This is a genomic window from Methyloceanibacter caenitepidi (assembly GCF_000828475.1).
In the GTDB taxonomy this organism is placed as follows: domain Bacteria; phylum Pseudomonadota; class Alphaproteobacteria; order Rhizobiales; family Methyloligellaceae; genus Methyloceanibacter; species Methyloceanibacter caenitepidi.
In genome coordinates, this window is record NZ_AP014648.1 from 1,386,196 (window position 1) to 1,404,620 (window position 18,425).

An 18,425-nucleotide genomic window follows, 5' to 3' on the forward strand; every position below is an offset into this window, starting at 1 on the left:
CGGAGGCTTCCCCCGCGCGCATCACCCCGTGATCGGCCTATCGCCGGCTGGCCGTTCGGCGACCTCCCAGCCGCGCGAACGCATAATCTCGAGCTCGGCGTCGCTGGCAAAGCGCCTGTCCCAGTCCGCCAGCAGCGGACGCATGATGTACCGCCAGAGCGGAAATACGAGCGCGAACGTGGCCATCGTCTGATAGCCGTAGGGCAGCATCGGTACGTTCTCCGACGTGTCCAATCGCCAAAAGGGCTTTGTCGCGAACATGTGGTGATCGGAGTGCCGCGGCAGATTGTAATGCAGCACGTTCGAGAGCCGGTGGTAGCAGTCCCAGCTGTGGCGCGGCCGTATCGGAGCATTCTCGGCGCGGACGATGCCGTAATGCTGCACGTAATTGATCAACTCGTGGAAGAACCGCCCCAGCAGCGCGGCCAGAACGAATAGTAGGAGCGCGTAAGCGCCTCCGATAAGCGTCACCACCGCGACGATGGCAAGCGGCGCCGCCAGGGCCTGGATGAATTTGTTATGGCGCGACCAGACAGGCAGGCCCTTGCGGCGAAGCCGCTCCGCCTCGACGCTTGCTGCTTGCGCGTACTGTCCGTAGACGGCACGCACCAGGAACGGGAACAGCCGCTCGCCACGGCGGGCCGTCGAGGCCTCGTCGTAGCTGCCCACCCGGCGGTGGTGCACATGAACATGGTAGATGACGAAGGAAGTATTGAAGGTAAAGCCGAGCAAGACATGGGCGGCTGCTTGGGGAATCCAGCCTTGCCGGTGCGTAAGTTCGTGGCCCACCGTGGCGCCTACCAAGGCAAAGAGATAACCGACAACCCAGACGGCCCCGACCGTCTGCAGAGTGTGGTCCGCGACGGCGGTATTTCGTGCGTAGACCGCGAGCAGCACGGCCAGGAGGCACATGAGCGGCAGCGCCAGATAGAGATTGGCGTTGTAGAAGGTGCGCGCCCCGTCTCCCAACCGGTCCAAGTCTTCGCCGCTCAACTCATCGGCGAAGGAGCCGAACACCATGATCAAAAGGATGACCACGAACGGCATCCAGCCGCCGACCAGCAGCGAGACGGCACCCAGCAGCAGTAGAATGTTTGCGGACGCATATTGCCCGGCGGCGAGAATACCGGACCCCCACGTCCGGCGCCTCTTCACCTCGTTGGTGGACGAAACCACGGCCCTTCTCTTTGTGCGCTCTGACGGTTGCTTGTGCGTGCGGTCCCTATGCTACATATCTGGAAGCCGGGGAAAAGCCATAGTTTGACGTCTGACAGCACGGTGCCGGCTTTCGGAACAACCATGCGGACCGGTATCGCGCTGTTCGGACGACAGGCCGGCATGACCACGGCGCGGCGGGCACGGAGTCACATGCGAACGGTACTGATCACAGGGACATCCTCAGGGATTGGTCAGATCACGGCCAAGGTCTTGGTGTCAAAGGGCTGGCACGTGTTTGCCACCATGCGGAATCTTGAGAAGAAGGGACCGCTGGAGAAATCGGTCGAGGAGGCCGAGGGCCCCGGACGCCTGACGTTCGTGGCGCTCGACGTGACCGACCCTGCCTCGATCGAGGCTGCCGTAGCGGACATATTGTCCCAGACCGGCGGCACGCTCGACGCGGTCGTGCACAATGCCGGGGTCGCGATCGCCGGGGCCCATGAAGACCTCCCCGACGCCGAAATACGGCGTGTCATGGAAACGAACTTTTTCGGCGTGCTCGGCCTGACCCGAGCGCTCTTGCCCACATTCCGGGAGCAAAGGCACGGCCGGATCGTCTGTATCTCCAGCCAGTCGGCCTTTGCAGGCCAGCCCACCAACTCGATCTATTGCGCCTCCAAATGGGCCCTGGAAGGCTGGGCTGAGTCCATTGCCTATGAGCTGGACCCGTTCGGCATCGACGTCGTCCTTGTCGAGCCTGGCCCCTACAAGACCGAGATCTGGGAAGCGACCGAGCGGGTCACGCCGCCTGGCGGTCCCTATACCAATTGGGTGCGTTTGGTGATGCGCGGTGCCGACGCCCATGCGGAGAAGCATGCGCGCGATCCGGAGGAAGTGGCGCAAGTCGTAGCCACGGCCCTGGAGACGCCGAATCCGAAGTTTCGGTATCCGGTCGGCTTTTTCGCCAAGCTGGACTTCTTCCTGCGGGGGAAGGTGCCGAGCCGTTTCATTCGGCGCGGCACCACACGCTATCTCGGCATTCCGCGTACGCGCTGAGCCTACGCGGACTTCGCCTCGGCCTCTTCGGTGTCTTTGGGGTCCGCTCCGGCTTCGCGTTCCTCGCGCGAGGGCCAGTAGCGCTCCATTGTCGACATCACGGCAGGAAGGAACAGGAGCGCTCCGACCACCGCCGACGTCAGCACAATGACGACGATAGTTCCGTACAGGGCAACTGTCGGCAGCTTGCTCAACATCGTCGTACCGATGCCGCCGGCGATGAGCACCGTGGCCATTATGACGACGGGCCCCACATCCATGGTGGTCTTCCTGAGGGCGGCAGCCACGGAGTCCAGGCTCGCGCGCTCCAGGCGGTAGCGGGTGAGGTAGTGGATCGTCGCGTCCACGGCGATGCCGAACCCGACCGCGAAGGCAACGAGGCTGGTGAACTCGAGGCCGCCCTCCACGAGGTGGAGATAGGCTCCGCCCATGGCAATCGGGAACAGATTGGGCAGGACGCTGGCAAGCCCGGCCCGCAGAGACCGCATGCCGACGCCGATCAGCACGAGAATGAGCCCGATTGCCGTGATCAGGCTGATGTTGAGCTGCTTGATCATTTCATGGCTAGCCGCCGACGACACCGGCACGATGCCAGTGACGGCGATTTCGAGTCCCGGGTTCTTGGCCTCTATCTTCCCCATCTTTCGTTCGACGTCGTCGAGGATCGGTGTCATCTGGTCGGACGTCATGGCGTGGAACTGCGCCGAGATGCGGATCGCGTTCTCGTCTAGAGCCACGAAACTCGCGGCGAAGTCCCGCGTGTTCGTCGCCTCCAGAAAACCGATCAGCCGGTCCTCGCCGACCTCGCCGCCACCGAGCCACTCCTCGACCGTGTGGAGAGAGGTAACAGCACCGAATGCAGGCTCGTCGTCGAGGACCTTATGGACCTCCCGAATGATCTCAATTGTCTTGTACGACTTCAGAGCGTGATCCTTGGGGAAGTACAACAGCACCTCGAGCGTACTCGCGCCCGCAAGCTTGCTGTCGTAGGCCTGGATTGCCTTCAGGGCCGTACTTTCCGGTGGCATGTTGTTGGCATAGCTGTATTGCGGCTCGTTCAGGAAATGAAGCCAAAGGCCGCCTACGGTCAGCGCTAGTCCGATCAGAGCAATGCCCCTCGGGAACGACGTGACGGCGTCCGCGGCCTTGGCGCAAAGACCGTCGATGCCTTGGCGGAACATGTCGCTCTTCTGCGTCTTGCCGTGGACCTTCTTGGCGAAGCCGCGAAGGAGGAGCACGGACAAAGCCGGGACCATCAGCAGCGTGAGGATCAGCGACATGGCCGTTCCGGACGCCGTGGTGATGCCGAAATGTGCGATGAACGAATGCGGCATCCAGATCAGCGATGACATCGCCAGAGCCGTTGTCAAGGAAGTCAGCACGCAGGCCGGTCCGACGCGCTTCACAGCCCGCTCGATTGCCTCCTCCAGGGAGTCGCCGCGCTCGAGGCCTCGGCGTATCGAAAACAGCAAGTGCAGGCAGTTGGACAACACGATCACGAGGATGATCGTCGGCGCGATGCCTGTGAGTAGGTTGATGTCTTGGCCGAACAGCCACATGCCGCCCCGCAGCCAGGCCACGGCAAGGATCGCGGGCACGACGGCGATAATAATGAGCGGAACGCTGCGCAAGAAGATCCAGCAGACGATGATCCCAAGTCCGACCGCGACAAGACCGAACATCTGTTGGTCGCTAGAGAGCCCCGACAGAATCTCGTCGCGGATCACCGCAAGCCCCGTCAGACGCGCCGTCACGTTCGTTCCGGCCAAGGTCTCCTGAGTGGTCTTTCCGATCTCGGCGACGAGCGCGCGCTCCGCTGCCTGTCCCTCATTGTCCTGCGCTAATTGCTCCAGCGTCAGCGCGAAGACGGCGATGGTCCAGTCGTCGTTCAAGAGCTTGCCCTTGACCAGCGGATGACTGGTTATCTCTTTTCGCGCGGCGTCGTTGTCTTGGAGTTTCGAGAGGTCTTCCGGAAAGACCGGCAGCGGCTCGGCGTCTTCATCCTCGGGCGCCGTGACCGCGGTGAACATGGACAGCACGCCGGTGACGCCGTCGATCTTCAGCAGTTTTTCGCGAAGAGTGCGGAGAGCCTCGAGATCCTTCGTGTTGAATGGCGTCTCGGACTCGGTGACGATCTGAAGGTCGGGCTGGCTGGCGGGGAAACGCTCGTTGAGGAGGTCGAGCTGAACGAAGGCCGGATCGTCCGAGCGAAAGATCTCGCGAACGTCGCTTGAAAAGCGGTTATGGGTGGCGCCGAAAATTGCGAACGGCGTAATCACCGCGATGATTAGGAGGCATATCCAAGGATATCGCAGAGAAACGAGCCCGAGTTTCTCTATTCCGAAACCAGCCGTCATCGAAAATCTTCCTCTTAGTCGCGCGCCCCGAATCGATTCTACTTCTGCCCACCGGCGCAAACCATTGGCCCCGACCTGTAGCCTTAATTGGCGGACTTGAACAGGTGCCTTGGAATAGGTGCCTTATAGGACACCCCGTCCCGAAAACCCTGGCTTTTCTGCCCGCGCTGCCCCCCCCTCGCGGGCGTCTCGTTGCCGGTCATTCGGTGGCAGCCGGGGGTGAACTGCTTACGAGACACTACTGACGGAATCTCTAAGGCATCTCAAAGGCGCCGCAAGCCATGGAGCGGCCCTGGTCGTCCCCTGAAACGACCTCGACTGGACGCCCCGCGCGCCCAACTGAGCTTGGCACCATTTATACCGTGGTCTGTGTGGCAATCCAGAGAGGGCAGGGGAGGGCACCGTCGGCGTCCGGCGGGTCCGACTGCGGCGACACGGCGCAGTTGGGAGGCCTGTCACGTCGGTACACTCGGTACTTGCGAGGACTGGCGTGCATGTCACGGGGTGACGCGGGCAGCGCAGATCTTCGGCTGCGCAACTGGGGGAACTGGCATGAGGGAAGCAATTTCGGCCGCCGCCGCTGCGGAGCTGATCCGGGACGGCGCAACCGTTCTGATCGGCGGCTTCATGGGCGTCGGCTCGCCTCTCCGGCTTATCGATGCTCTTGTTGAGGCGGGACGCAAAGATCTCACCGTCATCGCGAACGATACGGCAATGCCGGGGCGGGCAATCGGCAAGCTGGTGACGGCCGGCGCCGTCACAAAGGCAATCGTGAGCCATATCGGGCTCAACCCCGAAACCCAAGCCAAGATGATCTCGGGTGAGATGGAAGTCGAACTCGTGCCGCAAGGCACGCTGGTCGAGCGCATTCGCGCAGGCGGCGTTGGGCTCGGCGGTGTACTGACTGCCACCGGCATCGGGACGCCGGTCGAAGAGGGCAAAGAGAAGGTCGAGGTGAACGGCAAGCCGTACCTTCTCGAGATGCCCATCAAAAGCGACTTCGCTCTCCTGGCGGCAAGCCGGGCCGACTATGTCGGTAATCTGGAATTCTCCCTGACGGCTCATAACTTCAATCCTGTCATGGCCCTCGCAGCCGAGACCGTCATCGCCGAGCCGACGAGTATCGTCCCCGTCGGCGTCATCCCGCCCGATGCGGTGAAGACGCCCGGCATTCTGATCGACCACCTGATTGAGAGGGCACCGGTATGAATCCGAAGGAACGCATCGCGCGCCGCGTCGCGCTCGAGGTCCAGCCGGGCTCGCTCGTCAATCTCGGCATCGGCTTGCCGAGCATGGTCGCGAATTACCTGCCCGAGCACGTGGACGTCTTCTTTCAAGCGGAGAATGGGGTGATCGGCCTTGGGGCCCGTCCCCCCGAAGGCATGGAGGATCCGAACCTGACGGATGCGGGCGGCGGTTTCGTCACCGCCGTCCCCGGCGCGGCCTCTATCGACTCGGCCATGTCGTTCGGGATCATTCGCGGCGGGCATCTCGACATGACGGTGCTCGGCGGACTGCAGGTCGACGAGCGCGGCTATCTCGCGAACTGGATGGTGCCGGGAAAAATGGTGCCGGGTATGGGCGGCGCCATGGATCTGGTCGCGGGCGCAAAGCGCGTCATCGTCGCCATGGTCCATACCGCAAAGGGCACGCCCAAGATCGTGCCGGAGTGCGCGTTGCCGCTCACGGCCGAACGCCGTGTCAGTTTGATCGTGACGGAGATGGCCGTGATCGAACCGACGGAGGAGGGGCTCGTCCTGCGTGAGGTGGCCTCCGATTCCAGCGTGGACGACGTCATCGCCGCCACCTCGGCGAAGCTGATCGTCGACGAACCGCCGTCGGAAATGAAGCTCGCCTAGGCCCGAAAGGCTAGGCGCGGCGTGCCGGCGACCTGACTACCGGGGCGCCGCGGTCCCTCGTCCCCGGAACAGCAGCACGAAGACATAGAACAGCCAGACGCCGATGGCCGACACGGCTGCGGCCACGTAGGTCCAGGCCGCCGCATCGAGAACGTGATCGACGCCGTCGATCTGCGTGTCCCCCTCGATAATGCCGTGGGTCACGAGCAGGTTCTTCGCGCGGCGGCTGGCGTCGAACTCGACCGGCAGCGTGAGTAGCGCGAAGACGAAGGACGCGCCGAAGAGAATGACCCCGCTCCAGGTCAGGGCGTTGGTCTGAAGGACCAGACCGGCCACGAACAGCCATGGCGCGATCTGCCCCGCGAATTGCACGAACGGCACCACATGGGTGCGGAATTCCATGGGCCCGTAATCCTCGGCGTCCTGGATCGCATGCCCCGTTTCGTGCGCGGCGATCCCTGCGGCTGCGACGCTCGGCGTGAAATATACGTCCTGGCTCAACCGCAGCACCTTTGCAGCTGGATCGTAGTGATCGCTAAGGACGCCCGGCGTGGATTCGATGGCAACGTCGTGCAGCCCTTTGGCGTCAAGCAGGCGGCGCGCCACCTGCGCGCCGGTGATCCCGCTGGTGGTCCGAACCTGGGAGTATTCCGTGACGTTTTTCTTGATCCGTGCCTGCGCGTAAAAGCCCAGCAAGAGACCGGGCGCGACCAAGATCCAAAATAGCGGGTCCTCGAACATGGCTCTCGCGGAAGGCTTTGGAGCGGACTACCCGGGCAACTGGCTGGAGAGCCTCGAAGATCTCTGCCGCCGGGACGCTCCTTTTCGTCTACCCGCGCCTCTTCCAGGCGTTGACGGCGAATGCAATCAGAATGGCGAGGATGACGCCAATCCCCACGGCAGCTAGCACGCCCCAAATCGTGACGGTTTCGCCCTGCATGGTGCGGATCCTCCCAAGACAACACGCCGTACGCGCTCGTGCGCGCGACGCACGGAGTCTACGCTATTTTCGCGTACCGCCTAGAGTCTTGGTTGTCAGGATTTAGCGCGCCGGTCCCAGGGCCCAGGCGCGTGTCGGCTGCTTGCCCCGCCCCAGGAGACGCTTGAACAGACCGCGATTGCGCGGTGCCGCTCGGACTTCGCGTGTTTCGCGCGGATCCTGGGCAGCTTGGGGGGCTAAGGCCCGGCTGAAGAGGCCCCGCCGCTGAGGCGGAAGCGCCGCGGCGATGCGGTCGACAGCGGGTTCGGCCACCGGCGGCTTATGAGTTGTGGGCTCCTGGACGCTCGCGACTGTTGTTGGCTTGTGCCGCTGGACGTCGGGGTGATCCTCCGCCAGCGTCTTGGCTGCAACGGCTGCCGTCTGGACCGTGCCCGTAGAACTCGAGCTGTCGCTGCCGTACGGCTCGGAGGTGTCGTTCGCGGCCAGCATGTTGGACGCGGGGGCCCGCGGGCGTACGCGAATGCCATCCCGGAGCGACCCGAGAGTCGGACCCCAAGACGTCAGAAGCGGCTTGTCATTGTGGATGGGAATCTCGTTCGCACTGAGTGCCATCTTGGACTCAGGGGGTTCGGTCAGCACATAAGCGATGCCGACGAGCAGAGCGATAAAGAGTACAAACCTTGTCATGGCCAGATCTCCGAACCTGGCCCCCCGTACCTCTTAGATGGGGGAGCGCGCCTCGCGTTTCAACCGGGCCCCTCGATTGATTGGGCGACAGGCCGTCTGTCCCTCCGAATCCGGACACCGGCGCGACGCCACGAAGACGCTAGCGGATCGGTGCCGCCGGCGCTTCTTGTTCTTTCCCCGATGGTTAGCTGGGTTGGTTAGCGGCGATGGTTAGCGAAATCTTTGGGGCCGTTGCTTGGCCCGCATAGACCCGCGCACGCCGGTCCATTGTCCCAAAGGACGAGACAGGGAGGCCCTTGCGGGGAGCGCGGAGACTGTCATTCTTGCACTGCAGCAAAACCCGTGATTCCCGAGAGCCAGGAAGGGGTACCCGATGAGCGCGCTCTACAGTGTCCTGATCGCCGATCCGATCCACGAATCGGGCCGCAATATTCTCGACAGCGACGCCCGCATTCGCGCCGATGTCGAAACGGGGCTCGACGAAGGCGCATTGGTCGCGCGGATCGGAGACTATGATGCGCTGATCGTCCGTTCCAAGACCAAGGTCACGAGACCTGTCATCGAGGCGGCGAGCCGCCTGCGGGCCGTGGGGCGTGCGGGGATCGGTGTCGACAACATCGACATTCCGTCCGCCACCGAACGCGGGATCGTTGTGTTCAATACGCCGGACGCGAACGCCACGACCACGGCGGAACTCTCCATCGCCCATTTGATGTCGCTGAGTCGCAATCTGCCCCAGGCCGACCGTGCCGTACGGGGCGGCGAGTGGAAGCCCGCGCGCTACTCCGGCGTTGAGCTCTCCGGCAAGACCATCGGCGTGATCGGCTTCGGGACGATCGGGCGCCTTGTCGCCGAGCGCTGCGCGGCTCTGAAGATGCGGGTTCTCGCATACGATCCGTTCGTTGCGCCGGAGATCATGTCGGGCCACGGCGCTGAAGCCGCCAATCTCGAGACCTTGCTCGCAAGCGCGGACTACGTCACGCTTCATTGCCCCTTGAGCGACAAGACGCATCATCTCCTCGACGCGCGTCGTTTGGCCTCGATGAAGCCGGGCGCCCGGATCGTGAATTGCGCACGTGGCGGCCTGATCGACGAAGTGGCGCTGCTCGACGCCCTGCGAAACGGCCACCTCGCCGGCGCCGCGCTTGATGTTTACGAAGCCGAGCCGCCAACCGGGTCGGCGCTCCTGACCCTCGACAACGTCGTCTTTACGCCTCATCTCGGAGCATCGACGGAGGAGGCCCAGCAGGCCGTGAGCCTTCGCATCGCCGAGGACATGATCAAGTTTCTGACCACCGGCGCCGCGGAGACAGCCGTCAATCTGCCCCGCGTCACGGCCGACCAACTCACGCAGACCGGACCGTACCAGGGCTTGGCGTACGCGCTCGGCCGTCTCGTGGGCGCGCTATGCGAGGGTCCAATTTCACGACTGGACGTGCATTTGTTCGGCCGCGTGGCGGAGTTGGATTCGCGGCCCATTACGGCCGAGGCGTTGGTTGGGCTGCTGAGCCAGCGCATGACCGGACGGGTCAACCGGGTCAACGCCGGCCATCTCGCCAGGGAACAAGGCATCGAGGTGACCGAGTCGAGAACGGAGGAGGCGCGGGATTTCGTTTCTCTCGTGGAGATTTCGGCGCAGTGCTGCGGGCAGACGACGACCGTGGCCGGCACGTTGCTCGGCGGCAGCCATGCGCGCCTTGTGCGGATCGACGGTTACGACGTGGAAGCCGTGCCGAAGGGGAACTTCCTCTTCACGCGCCATCAGGATCAGCCCGGCGTCGTCGGCGCACTGGGCAGCATACTGGGGAGGGAGAACATCAATATCTCCCGGATGCAGGTGGGCGTGGGCTACGACTCAGATACCGCCATTGCGCTGATCAGCATATCGGCCTCGCTGTCGGCTGCCGCCATGGACGAGATCCGGTCGTTGCCGCCCATCGAGCAGGCTGTGGGCTTTGCGCTGTGACCACGCTGGGCAAGCCCTTCGACATCGTCTGCTTCGACTGCGACAGCACCCTCAGCCGGGTCGAGGGCATCGACGAATTGGCGCGCCGCGCCGGTGCCGAGACTGAGGTCGCGCCGTTGACCGCGGCGGCGATGGCCGGCGAGTTGGCGCTCGACGCCGTGTACGGGAAACGTCTCGACCTTGTGCGCCCCGACCGTGCGGCTGTCGAATGGCTGGCGAAGCTCTATGTGGAGAAGATGGTGCCGGGCGCAGTCGAGTCCGTCCAAACCCTGCGCGGCGCCGGGACGGACGTTCACATTATCAGCGGGGGGCTGCGCCAGGCGATCCTGCCCTTGGCGGATACGCTCGGCGTACCGGTCGCGAACGTCCACGCCGTCGACGTGATGTTCGGCGGCAACGGCGCCTATGTGGATTTCGACCGGGACTCGCCGCTCGCCCGGCCTGGGGGCAAGGCCGAAGTTTGCCGCCTGCTGGGTAGCAACGAGCGGTCGGTTGCGCTCGTCGGCGACGGCGCGACGGACCTCGAAGCGCGCGAGGCGGGCGCTTATGTCGTCGGCTTCGGCGGCGTCGTCGTCCGCGACACCGTGAAATTGCGCGCCGACATCTTCGTCGCCGGCCCATCGCTTACGGCGGTCCTCGACGCGCTCTTGTAACGACCGCGCGGCTGGAGACGCGCAAAGGGAGGCACCGAATGGCGCCTCCCTTGGACGTGTGGCGTCAGCGGCGTGACGCGTGAGCCGACTAGCTCTTCATCGCATCGTTGAAGTTCTTGGCTGCCGTCTCGAGCGATTTCGCAAAGGCATTGCGGGACTGGTCGAGTGCGTCGCTCATCGCCGCCCAGGACGATTGGCCCGCTTTGGTCATCTCGTCGACTTTCGCAGCGAGGTCGGCCTGGGCTTTCTTGGCGTCTGCCTGAAGCTGTGCGACCTGTGCCTGCGCTTGCGCCTTGTTCTTGTCGTGGACGTCGTTGACGCGCGCCATGTAGGCATTGACCGTGTCCTGCCACGCCTGAACTTGCGCTTGGGCCCGCGCCTGGAACATCGCCTGATTGTCTTTCAGAAGACCAGCCCAGTCGCCGGCGTTGTTTTGAAAGTTGGCCCAGAGAGTTTCCATATCGGCCTTGGCCTGAGCGACAGAAGCCTCGCCCTGCGCCTGCGCGGTCTTGATGTCGCGCTGGCCTTGCTCGACCCATTGATTGAGTTGCGCAATGGCCTGTTCGGCTTGCGCGCGCGAATTCGCGTCGAGCTTGTCGAGATTGGCCTGCAGCGCTCCGGCGTTGGCAGCCATCTCGTCGAGACGTGCTTTCGCCCAATCGACGAAGACATTCACACTGTTCTGAAGGGGAGATTGTTCACTCATATCTCAGGCCTCACTTGCTTGGAGTTTCCAGGGATATCGAATTGGATACCAAATCCAATTGCCGCTCATTGCTCGTGTGGCGGCTGGCCGAAAGCCACGTTGCTGCAGCACTAGAAGTGCCTTCCGGATTCTGCAGTGATACGGGGCTCCCGTAACACCAATGTGGTGGCTCCCGGCCGGGCTGCACAGAGCAATGGACTGAGCCGCGCGAAAAACTTTAGCTGCGCAGACGTGGTGACGCCGAGCCCGGCACCGCAACAATCGGCATGGCGAAGCATTATCCGGCGGGGACGCGCCCGTGCGTCACGGTGCGGCCCGCAAGCCATAACGTTTGCAACATTTTCCCACCATTTTTGCCAGACGCGCGTTTTGGCACGGTTTCGGAGGGCATGTTACCAAAGCCGACCAAGTTGCACGGGCTGCCTTGATGGGGGTTTAGGTTGCTGAAACGAAGGGTTGAATCTGGTTCGCGCTTCCATCGTGAGGAGTGGCTCGCCGCCGCGCTGAATGTTCTGGCCGAGGAGGGACAGGCAAAGCTGCGGATCGACAAATTGGCGGCCGATCTCGGCGTCACCAAGGGCAGCTTCTACCATCACTTCAAGTCGCGGGACGATTTCGTCCAGAAACTGCTCGACTACTGGTCCCGAAGGTACACCGACCGGGTCATCAAGGAGATCGGGGCTCTGCAGGTGCCTGCCCGCGAACGCGTCCTCGAGATGATGCGTCTCATCGTCCGCGAGCGGTTGGACAGGTACGATATCGCATTTCGCAGTTGGGCGGCGCAGGAGCCGTCCGTAGCCGAGATGGTTCGGAAGGTCGATGCCAGGCGGCACGTCTTTTGCCGTTCGCTTTTTGCGGAAATGGGGTTCGAAGGCGCCGAGCTTGAATTCCGCACCCATGCTTTCCTGGCGTATCAGGTCGGCAAGGGAGTCATCTATGTCCCCGAGGCTTTGCGCGACCCCGACGAACGTCTGCGGTGGGCGGAAAGCTTTTTTGCCAATCCGTCTTTACCTGGCGACACTCGCATGTCGGCGGAAGCCGAGGCCGACGCGCCTGTCTAGACCGGCAGCGGCACAAGACTTCGCGCCCCTTAGAGTCGAGCCTTCCACGCGGGCCCGTCTCGTCAGTCCGCCTGAGGCGGTATTGCTCCGAAACGATCGAATATTTCCTGCAAGCTCGCCGTGTCGCGCTCATCGATGCTCGTGCCGTGTTCGAGCGCGTCGCCGAAGACAAACGCGCCCGCGCCCGAGGCGGCGAGGGACTGACGTGCTGCGGGGCCTTGGCCGAGAGCGCTGCCGAGTATCTCTTTCAGGATATCCCCGAGGATGCCGCCGCCTTGAGGTTGGGGCTGCGCCTTTCCGCCCCCCGGCGCTTGCTGGCCCGGCTCGACGATCACTGGCTTGACGCGCCCGTCCTGAACGGCCTTGCCGAGTTCCTTCAGGATCTGCCCGAAGATGTCGCCGCCCGGCGTCGCGGGGCCGCCCGGGAAGGTTTGATCACCGCCGGACGCGGGCGGACGGGGAACCGGCTGCGATTGGCCGCCAGTGTTGGGCAGTTCGCCGGTGACATCCGGGATGGGAAACTTCGGCGTCGCGGGTTCGGCAGGCCTACGGCGCCCATCGCCGATCGAATCCAGGATGTCGCCGATCGGCGGTACCGGACTTTGCCCCGGTTGATCGGGGGCCGACGAGCCGCCGCCCTGCTGGAAGATCTCCCGGAAGATGTCGAAGATCCCGCCACCGCCCGGACCCGGTTGTTGTGGCGCCGACTGTCTCGGCATAGGTTGCCGTGGCATGGGTTCGCGCGAGGCAGGCTCGGCCTGGCCAGAGCCGCCGCGCATGAGGCCGGACAGAAGCATCCCAACCAAAATAGGCAGGATCTTCTCGAGGATCGCACCGCCGACCCCGGACAACCGCTGTGCGTGAGCGGCGACGGCCCGGCTGGCCTCCGGCGACCCGAACAGATTGGCCAAGACCGCATTGCCCGAGGCGACTCCCTCCGGCGAGAGCGCGACATCGGGGTCGTCGTACATGGTGTAAAGGCTGGGCTGGCGGCCCGCCACATCGAACAGAGCAGCGAGTCCGTCGGGCGTAGCCGTGGAACGCTTCAGGCCCAGCGAGATTGCAGGCAGAAGGGCGGCAACGGCAGCCTCGGTCTGTTCAGGGCTGAGGTCGTAGGCGCGTGAGATGAGCTCCATGGCTTCGCCGTGCTGAGAGCGGGCGAGTATCTCCTGCAAATTTGCCATACTGGAATCCTCCTTCCGTCAGTTGCCCGCGGCTCACGCACTGAGGGTCTTCTGTATGTCGGCCAATGTTGCTTTTTCGGCGTCGCTCACCCGGACCCCGCCAAAGCCGAGAAAGCCGCCCTCCTTGGAGGCCTCCGCAACCTTTAAGCTGATCTCTTCCAGCCAGGCCTTGAAGGCGGCGGCGTCCTCGGGTGCTTTGGCATCCAGAATGCGGGCGACATCGGCAAGGGCGGACAGCGCCTTGGGCACGACTTCGTCCGGCGTGGCGCCGGCAAAGCGCGTTTTTAGGGCGTCTATGATCTCACTGCGCCCATCGGCGGACTCGAAGTCGGTCACGACGGCCTTGACCAGCGGATTGGCATTCGGATCGGACTTGGCCGTGACGAGGGCTGTGCCGCTTGCAAACGACTCCTTGAGCATTCCCCATAGCCCGCTGGGGTCCGCCGCCGTGATCGCCATGCCGGCGATCGTCGGGCTCGTTAGAATCGTGATCCATTCGTCGGGTGTGAAGCTTTGTTTATCGGCCATCGGCGCCTCCTCACGGAACGTAAGTTCCTATCGAAAGAACTGCACAATATCGAAGCAACGCGATCTTCGCGGGGGGCGATGTGAGCGCCCGACAATCTAATTCTGACAGTCTATCCTGATCCTTCTGCGGCGTTCGGCAAACTTTTTGGCGAACAAAGTCCACGCGTGGCGGTTAATGACAATGATGGCCTTGTAAATTGGCGTAGTTGGTTACACTTACCGGGGTATTCGTGGCAGGCAACGGGCATCAGAGGGGGGGATGTATGCGCGGTGGAGCATTCGGCGTTGGCGTGGGACGCGCCCGTCTCGCAGTCGCGGCGATCGTCGTGAGTGCATTCGTGGCCGGACAGACGTCGGCGAAGGCGGCTACGGACGAGGTCGGCATGGAACTCAACAAGTTGAGCAACGAGGCGGCCGGCTGTCAGGCCTATTTCGTTTTCGATAACCAGGGTGCCTCCGAGTACGACAAGCTCAAGATCGATCTGGTGGTTTTCAATTCCGAAGATGTTTTCGAACGCCGGTTCGCCATGAGCGTCGCGCCACTCGATGCCAAGAAGCGCACCCTGCGGATGTTCGAGTTCAAGAAGATCGCGTGCGACAAGATCGGAAGTTTCTTGATCAACGGCGTGCTCGAGTGCCAGCAGGGCAAGAAAACCAAGACAGATTGCGTTCAACGCCTCGTGCCGTCGAGCCGGGTCGATGTTGAACTGACGAAGTAAATCGGCGCAGAAAACGAAATTTGCGTCACGTTCTTGTAACCAGTTTCCCGGAAAACGGGTGTGTGATTCCACTCGTTTGACCGCAGCGAGGAAGAATTATGAGGTTTATCTGCCTCTCCACCATGGCCATTCTGTTCGCCCCGGCGCTCCCACTGAGCGCAGGTGCGACCGATATATACTCTTCGGCAACGCACCTTCCGGCCATGAGTGCTTCGGACATGAGTGCTTCGGACGCCGCAGAGATCTCCAAGGCGCCGCTGGTGGAGTTGATCGATACGGGGCCTGCGGGCGTCGCCGAGGCAGCTACTCCAGCTGGCGACGACGAGTCCCTCGCTGAGACTTCCGAACTCGACGCACAGGAAGCAGAGCTGACCGACGGGATCGAGGCGGTTCAGGTCATGCAGCCGATTGCGATGTCCGAGGACCTTGATTCCGCGGAGCCGGCCAACGAGAAATTGGCGGGCCTGCAGTTGCCCGACGCCGTGCCGCTCGAGCCCGCCAAGCTCGTTCCTGTCTCGCTGACGACCCCATCCCTCAAGGAAATTGCCCTCCAGTCAAAGGCGACGCCGGAGCCGTTGGATGAGACGGTCGCGCGCGACGATCTGGTGGAAATGGAACCGAGTGAACCGGTTGAGCCCGTGGAGATCGCGTCGACGGAGATCACCGGGCGGCATATCGCCGAGCCGCTGACGCTCATCATCTCCCTGAAGGATCAGCAGCTGCACGTGTACCGCGGACTTGACCGTGTCGAGAGCACGCGCGTGTCGAGCGGGATGCGCGGCTACCAGACGCTGACCGGTGTTTTCGGCATCCTTGAGAAGAAGCCGGAGCACTACTCGAACCTGTACGACAACGCACCGATGCCATGGATGCAGCGGCTGACACGCTCGGGAACCGCGCTGCACGCGGGCGTCGTGCCGAACTACCCGGCGTCCCATGGTTGCGTCCGGATGCCCTACAAGTTTGCGCCAAAGCTTTTCCGCATGACGGAGGTTGGCGGCAAGGTCGCCATGATGACGGGGCCGATGGTCGAGCCGAAGCGCATCGAAAGCGCCGCCCTGGTGAAGCCCGCGGCGCCGGCCGACACAGACGAAGTCCCGGTTGACGACAGCGTCGACGCGGGCCTTCGCGCAGGCGCCCTGGCGGCCGCCTTCGCGCCCGAGGAGAAGCTTGCGGCCGCGACCGGCGACGGCAGCGACGCCGAAGAAGATGAAAGGCCCTGGCATATTCTCGTGACCCGCCGTGAGGAGCGGGACATTGCGATTGGCACACAAGAGGCCCTCGCGGCCATGGGTTATCTCGAACCTCAGGATCAATTCGTCGGCTATCTCGGCGACGGCACCAGGAAGGCCATTCGTGCCTTCGAAAAGGATCATGGTCTGCGGCAGCGAGGCGTTTTCAGCGAGGATATCGCGGCCAAGGTCTACGAAGCCGCCGGCAAAGGGCCGCTTCCGGACGCCTATCTGTTTTTGCGCAAGGGTTTCAGCCGGGTCCGGCATGTGCCGGTGCAACTGAGCGATCCCAAAAAGCCGCTCGGAACGCATCTCTTCACTTACGTGCACCCTAGCGACGGGAGCGACCCGGGCTGGGTCGGCATCAGCCTCGAGGGCGAGGACTCCAAGGAGGTGCTCGACCGGATCACGATCCCTGAGGATATGCAGGAAGAGATCGCCGGCGGCTTGACGTCGGGTGCCTCGTTTATCGTCGCCGATGTCGCTAAGCATTCGTCTGTCCTGCCCGAGGGAGACGATTTCATCGTCCGGACCAACGACTCGGCAAAGTCCAACGTGGTCGCGGAGAAGGCCAAGGCCGAGCAGCGTAAACTTGCGCGCCAGCGGGCTGCCGCGCAGAGAGAGCGTGTCGCAGAGCGCGAAGTGCGGCGTCGTGGGATATTCAGCCAGCAGAGGGCGAGGACCAGGAGCCCGGTATCTTCCCCGCGCGGATTCGGCCTCTTCCGGCGCGGTCGCTAGGCAACGGTCCTAGCATCCGGCCGCATGCTCTAGGTTTGGCTTTTAGCGCTGGTCCCGGAATTCTCGTATTCTTCGCGCAAGCGGCGTCTGAGCAGCTTGCCGTTCGGCCCTTTCGGTAGCGTCTCGACTTGCGTGTAGATGCGCGGGCACTTGTAGCGCGCGAGCTTTTCCGCCGCGTGCCGCTCGATATCCGCCAGATCGACAGGCCCGTGCGGAACATAGAACGCCGCGATCACCGTCGTGTCCGCCTTGACCAGTACCTCGACGGCGGCGCTCTCGGCGATGGCGGGGTGGGCGTTGAGAACGTTCTCGACTTCCAGCGGCGAGACCCGGATCCCGCCGGCATTCATCATGTCGTCGGCGCGTCCGAGATAGGTGAGCGCACCGTCCGGCGCCATGCTCACAAGGTCGCCCGTTAAGAACCACTCGCCGTCGAAGCGGGCTGCCGTCTCCGCCTCGGCGTTCCAATAGAACAGCATCACGCCGGGGTCGCGGCGCGAGACGCTGAGCACGCCGGGTTCGCCGCGGGCAACGCAGCCGTTATCACCAAGCACGGCGATCCGCCGTCCGGTTTGCGGAAACCCCAGCGTTCCTGGAGGAGCCGGGTGGGCCGGACTGCCCGAAACGAAGGTGGAGCATTCGGACATGCCGAACGCCTCGAAGATCGGCGTGCCCGTGGCCTCTTCCCACGCCGCCCGCGTCGCGTCCGGCAGCTTCTCGCCGGCCGACAGGCCATGGCGAAGCGCGGCGGAACGGCTGGGCGGCGTGCGGAGAAGTTGCCGGTAGACCCCTGGCGAGGCCGCGAACATCGTGGTCTCGTGCGCGCCGATGAGCGCGCCGAGCTGGTCGGACGTGACGCCTTTTGCGGGGATCAGAGAGGTGGCGCCGCGCGACCAGGGGTCCAGCAATCCCGTCCCCAGTGTGTAGGTCCAGTTGAACGAGCCCGCATGCATCAGCCTGTCGTTTTCGGTCAGGCCGTACCAGCCTTCCCACATCATGCGGCGCGCCCAGATGGCACGATGGGCGTGGGTGACCGCGCGCGGACTGCCCGATGTGCCGGACGTGTAGATGATGTAGGCGGGACGGCTCGGGTCGCCGAGCGCGTAATCAGCCGGGGGCAGCTGGTATAGTTCCCGAAAGTCTTCCTCTCCGAGAATTGGGCAGGGCGGGGCCGCAGGCACGGCGATCCCGGCGCCGGCGACGATCAGCCGGGGCGAGACGTCTTCGCAAATTTGCGAAACCTCGTCGGCTGTCAGCAGCGCGGAGGTCGGAACGGGAATGATGTCGGCGGCAAGCGCCGCCAGGTAGCAGATGGGAAACTCGACGCTGTTGCCGAGACGCATAAGCAGCCGGTCACCGGGCTCAAGCCCTTGTTCCTTGAGACCCGTTGCCGCGCCGAGCACAGCCGACTCCAGGGCCCCATAGGTCCAGGTCTCCGCGCCATCGGGTGAAACCACGGAAAGCGCTGTTTTCTCGCTGAGTTCGCCCGCCCGGGACAGGACATAGGCCGCCAGGTTGAACGGTTCGGGGCAGGGAGGCGGAGGGCCCTGATCGAAAATCGCATCCATGCGAGGCCTGCTA

At 63.6% G+C, this 18,425-nt stretch carries 17 protein-coding genes; 8 read left to right on the forward strand and 9 right to left on the reverse strand.

Translation table 11 applies throughout. The features are described 5' to 3' along the window. Window positions 1–21: 21 nt before the first annotated feature. A complete protein-coding gene (locus GL4_RS06355; RefSeq protein WP_156137413.1) occupies window positions 22–1,176 on the reverse strand; it encodes an alkane 1-monooxygenase in 1,155 nt (384 codons plus the stop codon). 84 nt (window positions 1,177–1,260) lie between these two features. On the opposite strand from GL4_RS06355, the gene GL4_RS06360 reads away from it, so the two are divergent. Continuing rightward, window positions 1,261–2,214 carry an SDR family oxidoreductase gene (locus GL4_RS06360; RefSeq protein ID WP_244462693.1) on the forward strand — a complete coding sequence of 318 codons (954 nt, stop codon included), beginning with the start codon at window positions 1,261–1,263 and terminating at the stop codon, window positions 2,212–2,214. A 2-nt stretch (window positions 2,215–2,216) separates the two neighbouring features. Here GL4_RS06360 and GL4_RS06365 read toward each other — a convergent pair whose 3' ends face one another. Further along, window positions 2,217–4,571: an efflux RND transporter permease subunit gene (locus GL4_RS06365; RefSeq protein ID WP_045365753.1), complete on the reverse strand. Its 2,355-nt coding sequence runs from the start codon at window positions 4,569–4,571 to the stop codon at window positions 2,217–2,219. 552 nt (window positions 4,572–5,123) lie between these two features. Here GL4_RS06365 and GL4_RS06370 point away from each other — a divergent pair. Then, the gene (locus tag GL4_RS06370; RefSeq protein ID WP_045365756.1) at window positions 5,124–5,780 is read left to right on the forward strand and encodes a 3-oxoacid CoA-transferase subunit A; all 657 of its coding nucleotides are present in this window, start codon (window positions 5,124–5,126) and stop codon (window positions 5,778–5,780) included. Continuing rightward, window positions 5,777–6,430, forward strand: coding sequence for a 3-oxoacid CoA-transferase subunit B (locus GL4_RS06375; RefSeq protein ID WP_045365759.1), 654 nt, complete (start codon window positions 5,777–5,779; stop codon window positions 6,428–6,430). The genes GL4_RS06370 and GL4_RS06375 overlap by 4 nt, the downstream gene beginning before the upstream one ends. 36 nt (window positions 6,431–6,466) lie before the next feature. Here the strand turns inward: GL4_RS06375 and GL4_RS06380 are convergent, their stop codons facing one another. From GL4_RS06380 to GL4_RS06385, 3 genes are all read right to left on the reverse strand, one after another. Further along, window positions 6,467–7,171 (reverse strand): zinc metallopeptidase, encoded by a 705-nt coding sequence (locus tag GL4_RS06380; protein WP_045365762.1) that lies wholly within the window; start codon window positions 7,169–7,171, stop codon window positions 6,467–6,469. An 88-nt stretch (window positions 7,172–7,259) separates the two neighbouring features. Next, the gene (locus GL4_RS17970) at window positions 7,260–7,370 is read right to left on the reverse strand and encodes a sensitive to high expression protein 9 homolog (RefSeq protein ID WP_244462694.1); all 111 of its coding nucleotides are present in this window, start codon (window positions 7,368–7,370) and stop codon (window positions 7,260–7,262) included. A 102-nt stretch (window positions 7,371–7,472) separates the two neighbouring features. Next, entirely contained in the window at window positions 7,473–8,057 is a 585-nt protein-coding gene (locus GL4_RS06385) for a hypothetical protein (RefSeq protein WP_045365765.1), read from the reverse strand. A gap of 373 nt (window positions 8,058–8,430) precedes the next feature. Between GL4_RS06385 and serA the strand changes: the two genes are divergently transcribed. Together serA and GL4_RS06395 are read left to right on the forward strand one after the other, a co-directional pair. Continuing rightward, window positions 8,431–10,023, forward strand: coding sequence for a phosphoglycerate dehydrogenase (gene serA / locus GL4_RS06390; RefSeq protein ID WP_045365768.1), 1,593 nt, complete (start codon window positions 8,431–8,433; stop codon window positions 10,021–10,023). Next, complete coding sequence (locus tag GL4_RS06395) at window positions 10,020–10,676, forward strand: HAD-IB family phosphatase (RefSeq protein WP_197539064.1); 657 nt, start codon at window positions 10,020–10,022, stop codon at window positions 10,674–10,676. The genes serA and GL4_RS06395 overlap by 4 nt, the downstream gene beginning before the upstream one ends. Before the next feature lie 88 nt (window positions 10,677–10,764). On the opposite strand, the gene GL4_RS06400 is transcribed toward GL4_RS06395, so the two are convergent. Beyond that, on the reverse strand, window positions 10,765–11,382 hold the full coding sequence (locus GL4_RS06400; protein WP_156137414.1) for a hypothetical protein: 618 nt from the start codon (window positions 11,380–11,382) through the stop codon (window positions 10,765–10,767). Between the two features lie 440 nt (window positions 11,383–11,822). Here GL4_RS06400 and GL4_RS06405 point away from each other — a divergent pair, with 440 nt between their 5' ends. After that, window positions 11,823–12,443 (forward strand): TetR/AcrR family transcriptional regulator, encoded by a 621-nt coding sequence (locus GL4_RS06405; protein ID WP_052464190.1) that lies wholly within the window; start codon window positions 11,823–11,825, stop codon window positions 12,441–12,443. A gap of 62 nt (window positions 12,444–12,505) precedes the next feature. Here GL4_RS06405 and GL4_RS16635 read toward each other — a convergent pair whose 3' ends face one another. Continuing rightward, window positions 12,506–13,627, reverse strand: a complete 1,122-nt coding sequence (locus tag GL4_RS16635) for a DUF937 domain-containing protein (protein ID WP_052464191.1) — start codon at window positions 13,625–13,627, stop codon at window positions 12,506–12,508. Between the two features lie 33 nt (window positions 13,628–13,660). Then, window positions 13,661–14,155 (reverse strand): hypothetical protein, encoded by a 495-nt coding sequence (locus GL4_RS06415; RefSeq protein ID WP_045365774.1) that lies wholly within the window; start codon window positions 14,153–14,155, stop codon window positions 13,661–13,663. Window positions 14,156–14,418: 263 nt separating this feature from the next. Here GL4_RS06415 and GL4_RS06420 point away from each other — a divergent pair, with 263 nt between their 5' ends. Together GL4_RS06420 and GL4_RS06425 are read left to right on the forward strand one after the other, a co-directional pair. Continuing rightward, entirely contained in the window at window positions 14,419–14,874 is a 456-nt protein-coding gene (locus GL4_RS06420; RefSeq protein WP_052464192.1) for a hypothetical protein, read from the forward strand. A 98-nt stretch (window positions 14,875–14,972) separates the two neighbouring features. Then, window positions 14,973–16,844 (forward strand): L,D-transpeptidase family protein, encoded by a 1,872-nt coding sequence (locus GL4_RS06425; protein WP_082025527.1) that lies wholly within the window; start codon window positions 14,973–14,975, stop codon window positions 16,842–16,844. Between the two features lie 29 nt (window positions 16,845–16,873). Here the strand turns inward: GL4_RS06425 and GL4_RS06430 are convergent, their stop codons facing one another. Continuing rightward, window positions 16,874–18,412, reverse strand: coding sequence for a class I adenylate-forming enzyme family protein (locus GL4_RS06430; protein ID WP_045365779.1), 1,539 nt, complete (start codon window positions 18,410–18,412; stop codon window positions 16,874–16,876). Between the last annotated feature and the right edge of the window lie 13 nt (window positions 18,413–18,425).

Bases quoted from the DNA above. Each gene is read 5' to 3' on its own strand.
- serA (WP_045365768.1), top strand. From the start codon at position 8,431: ATGAGCGCGCTCTACAGTGTCCTGATCGCCGATCCGATCCACGAATCG.
- GL4_RS06380 (WP_045365762.1), bottom strand. From the start codon at position 7,171: ATGTTCGAGGACCCGCTATTTTGGATCTTGGTCGCGCCCGGTCTCTTG.
- GL4_RS06415 (WP_045365774.1), bottom strand. From the start codon at position 14,155: ATGGCCGATAAACAAAGCTTCACACCCGACGAATGGATCACGATTCTA.
- GL4_RS06375 (WP_045365759.1), top strand. From the start codon at position 5,777: ATGAATCCGAAGGAACGCATCGCGCGCCGCGTCGCGCTCGAGGTCCAG.
- GL4_RS06365 (WP_045365753.1), bottom strand. From the start codon at position 4,571: ATGACGGCTGGTTTCGGAATAGAGAAACTCGGGCTCGTTTCTCTGCGA.
- GL4_RS06385 (WP_045365765.1), bottom strand. From the start codon at position 8,057: ATGACAAGGTTTGTACTCTTTATCGCTCTGCTCGTCGGCATCGCTTAT.
- GL4_RS17970 (WP_244462694.1), bottom strand. From the start codon at position 7,370: ATGCAGGGCGAAACCGTCACGATTTGGGGCGTGCTAGCTGCCGTGGGG.
- GL4_RS06370 (WP_045365756.1), top strand. From the start codon at position 5,124: ATGAGGGAAGCAATTTCGGCCGCCGCCGCTGCGGAGCTGATCCGGGAC.
- GL4_RS06430 (WP_045365779.1), bottom strand. From the start codon at position 18,412: ATGGATGCGATTTTCGATCAGGGCCCTCCGCCTCCCTGCCCCGAACCG.
- GL4_RS06425 (WP_082025527.1), top strand. From the start codon at position 14,973: ATGAGGTTTATCTGCCTCTCCACCATGGCCATTCTGTTCGCCCCGGCG.
- GL4_RS06400 (WP_156137414.1), bottom strand. From the start codon at position 11,382: ATGAGTGAACAATCTCCCCTTCAGAACAGTGTGAATGTCTTCGTCGAT.
- GL4_RS16635 (WP_052464191.1), bottom strand. From the start codon at position 13,627: ATGGCAAATTTGCAGGAGATACTCGCCCGCTCTCAGCACGGCGAAGCC.
- GL4_RS06420 (WP_052464192.1), top strand. From the start codon at position 14,419: ATGCGCGGTGGAGCATTCGGCGTTGGCGTGGGACGCGCCCGTCTCGCA.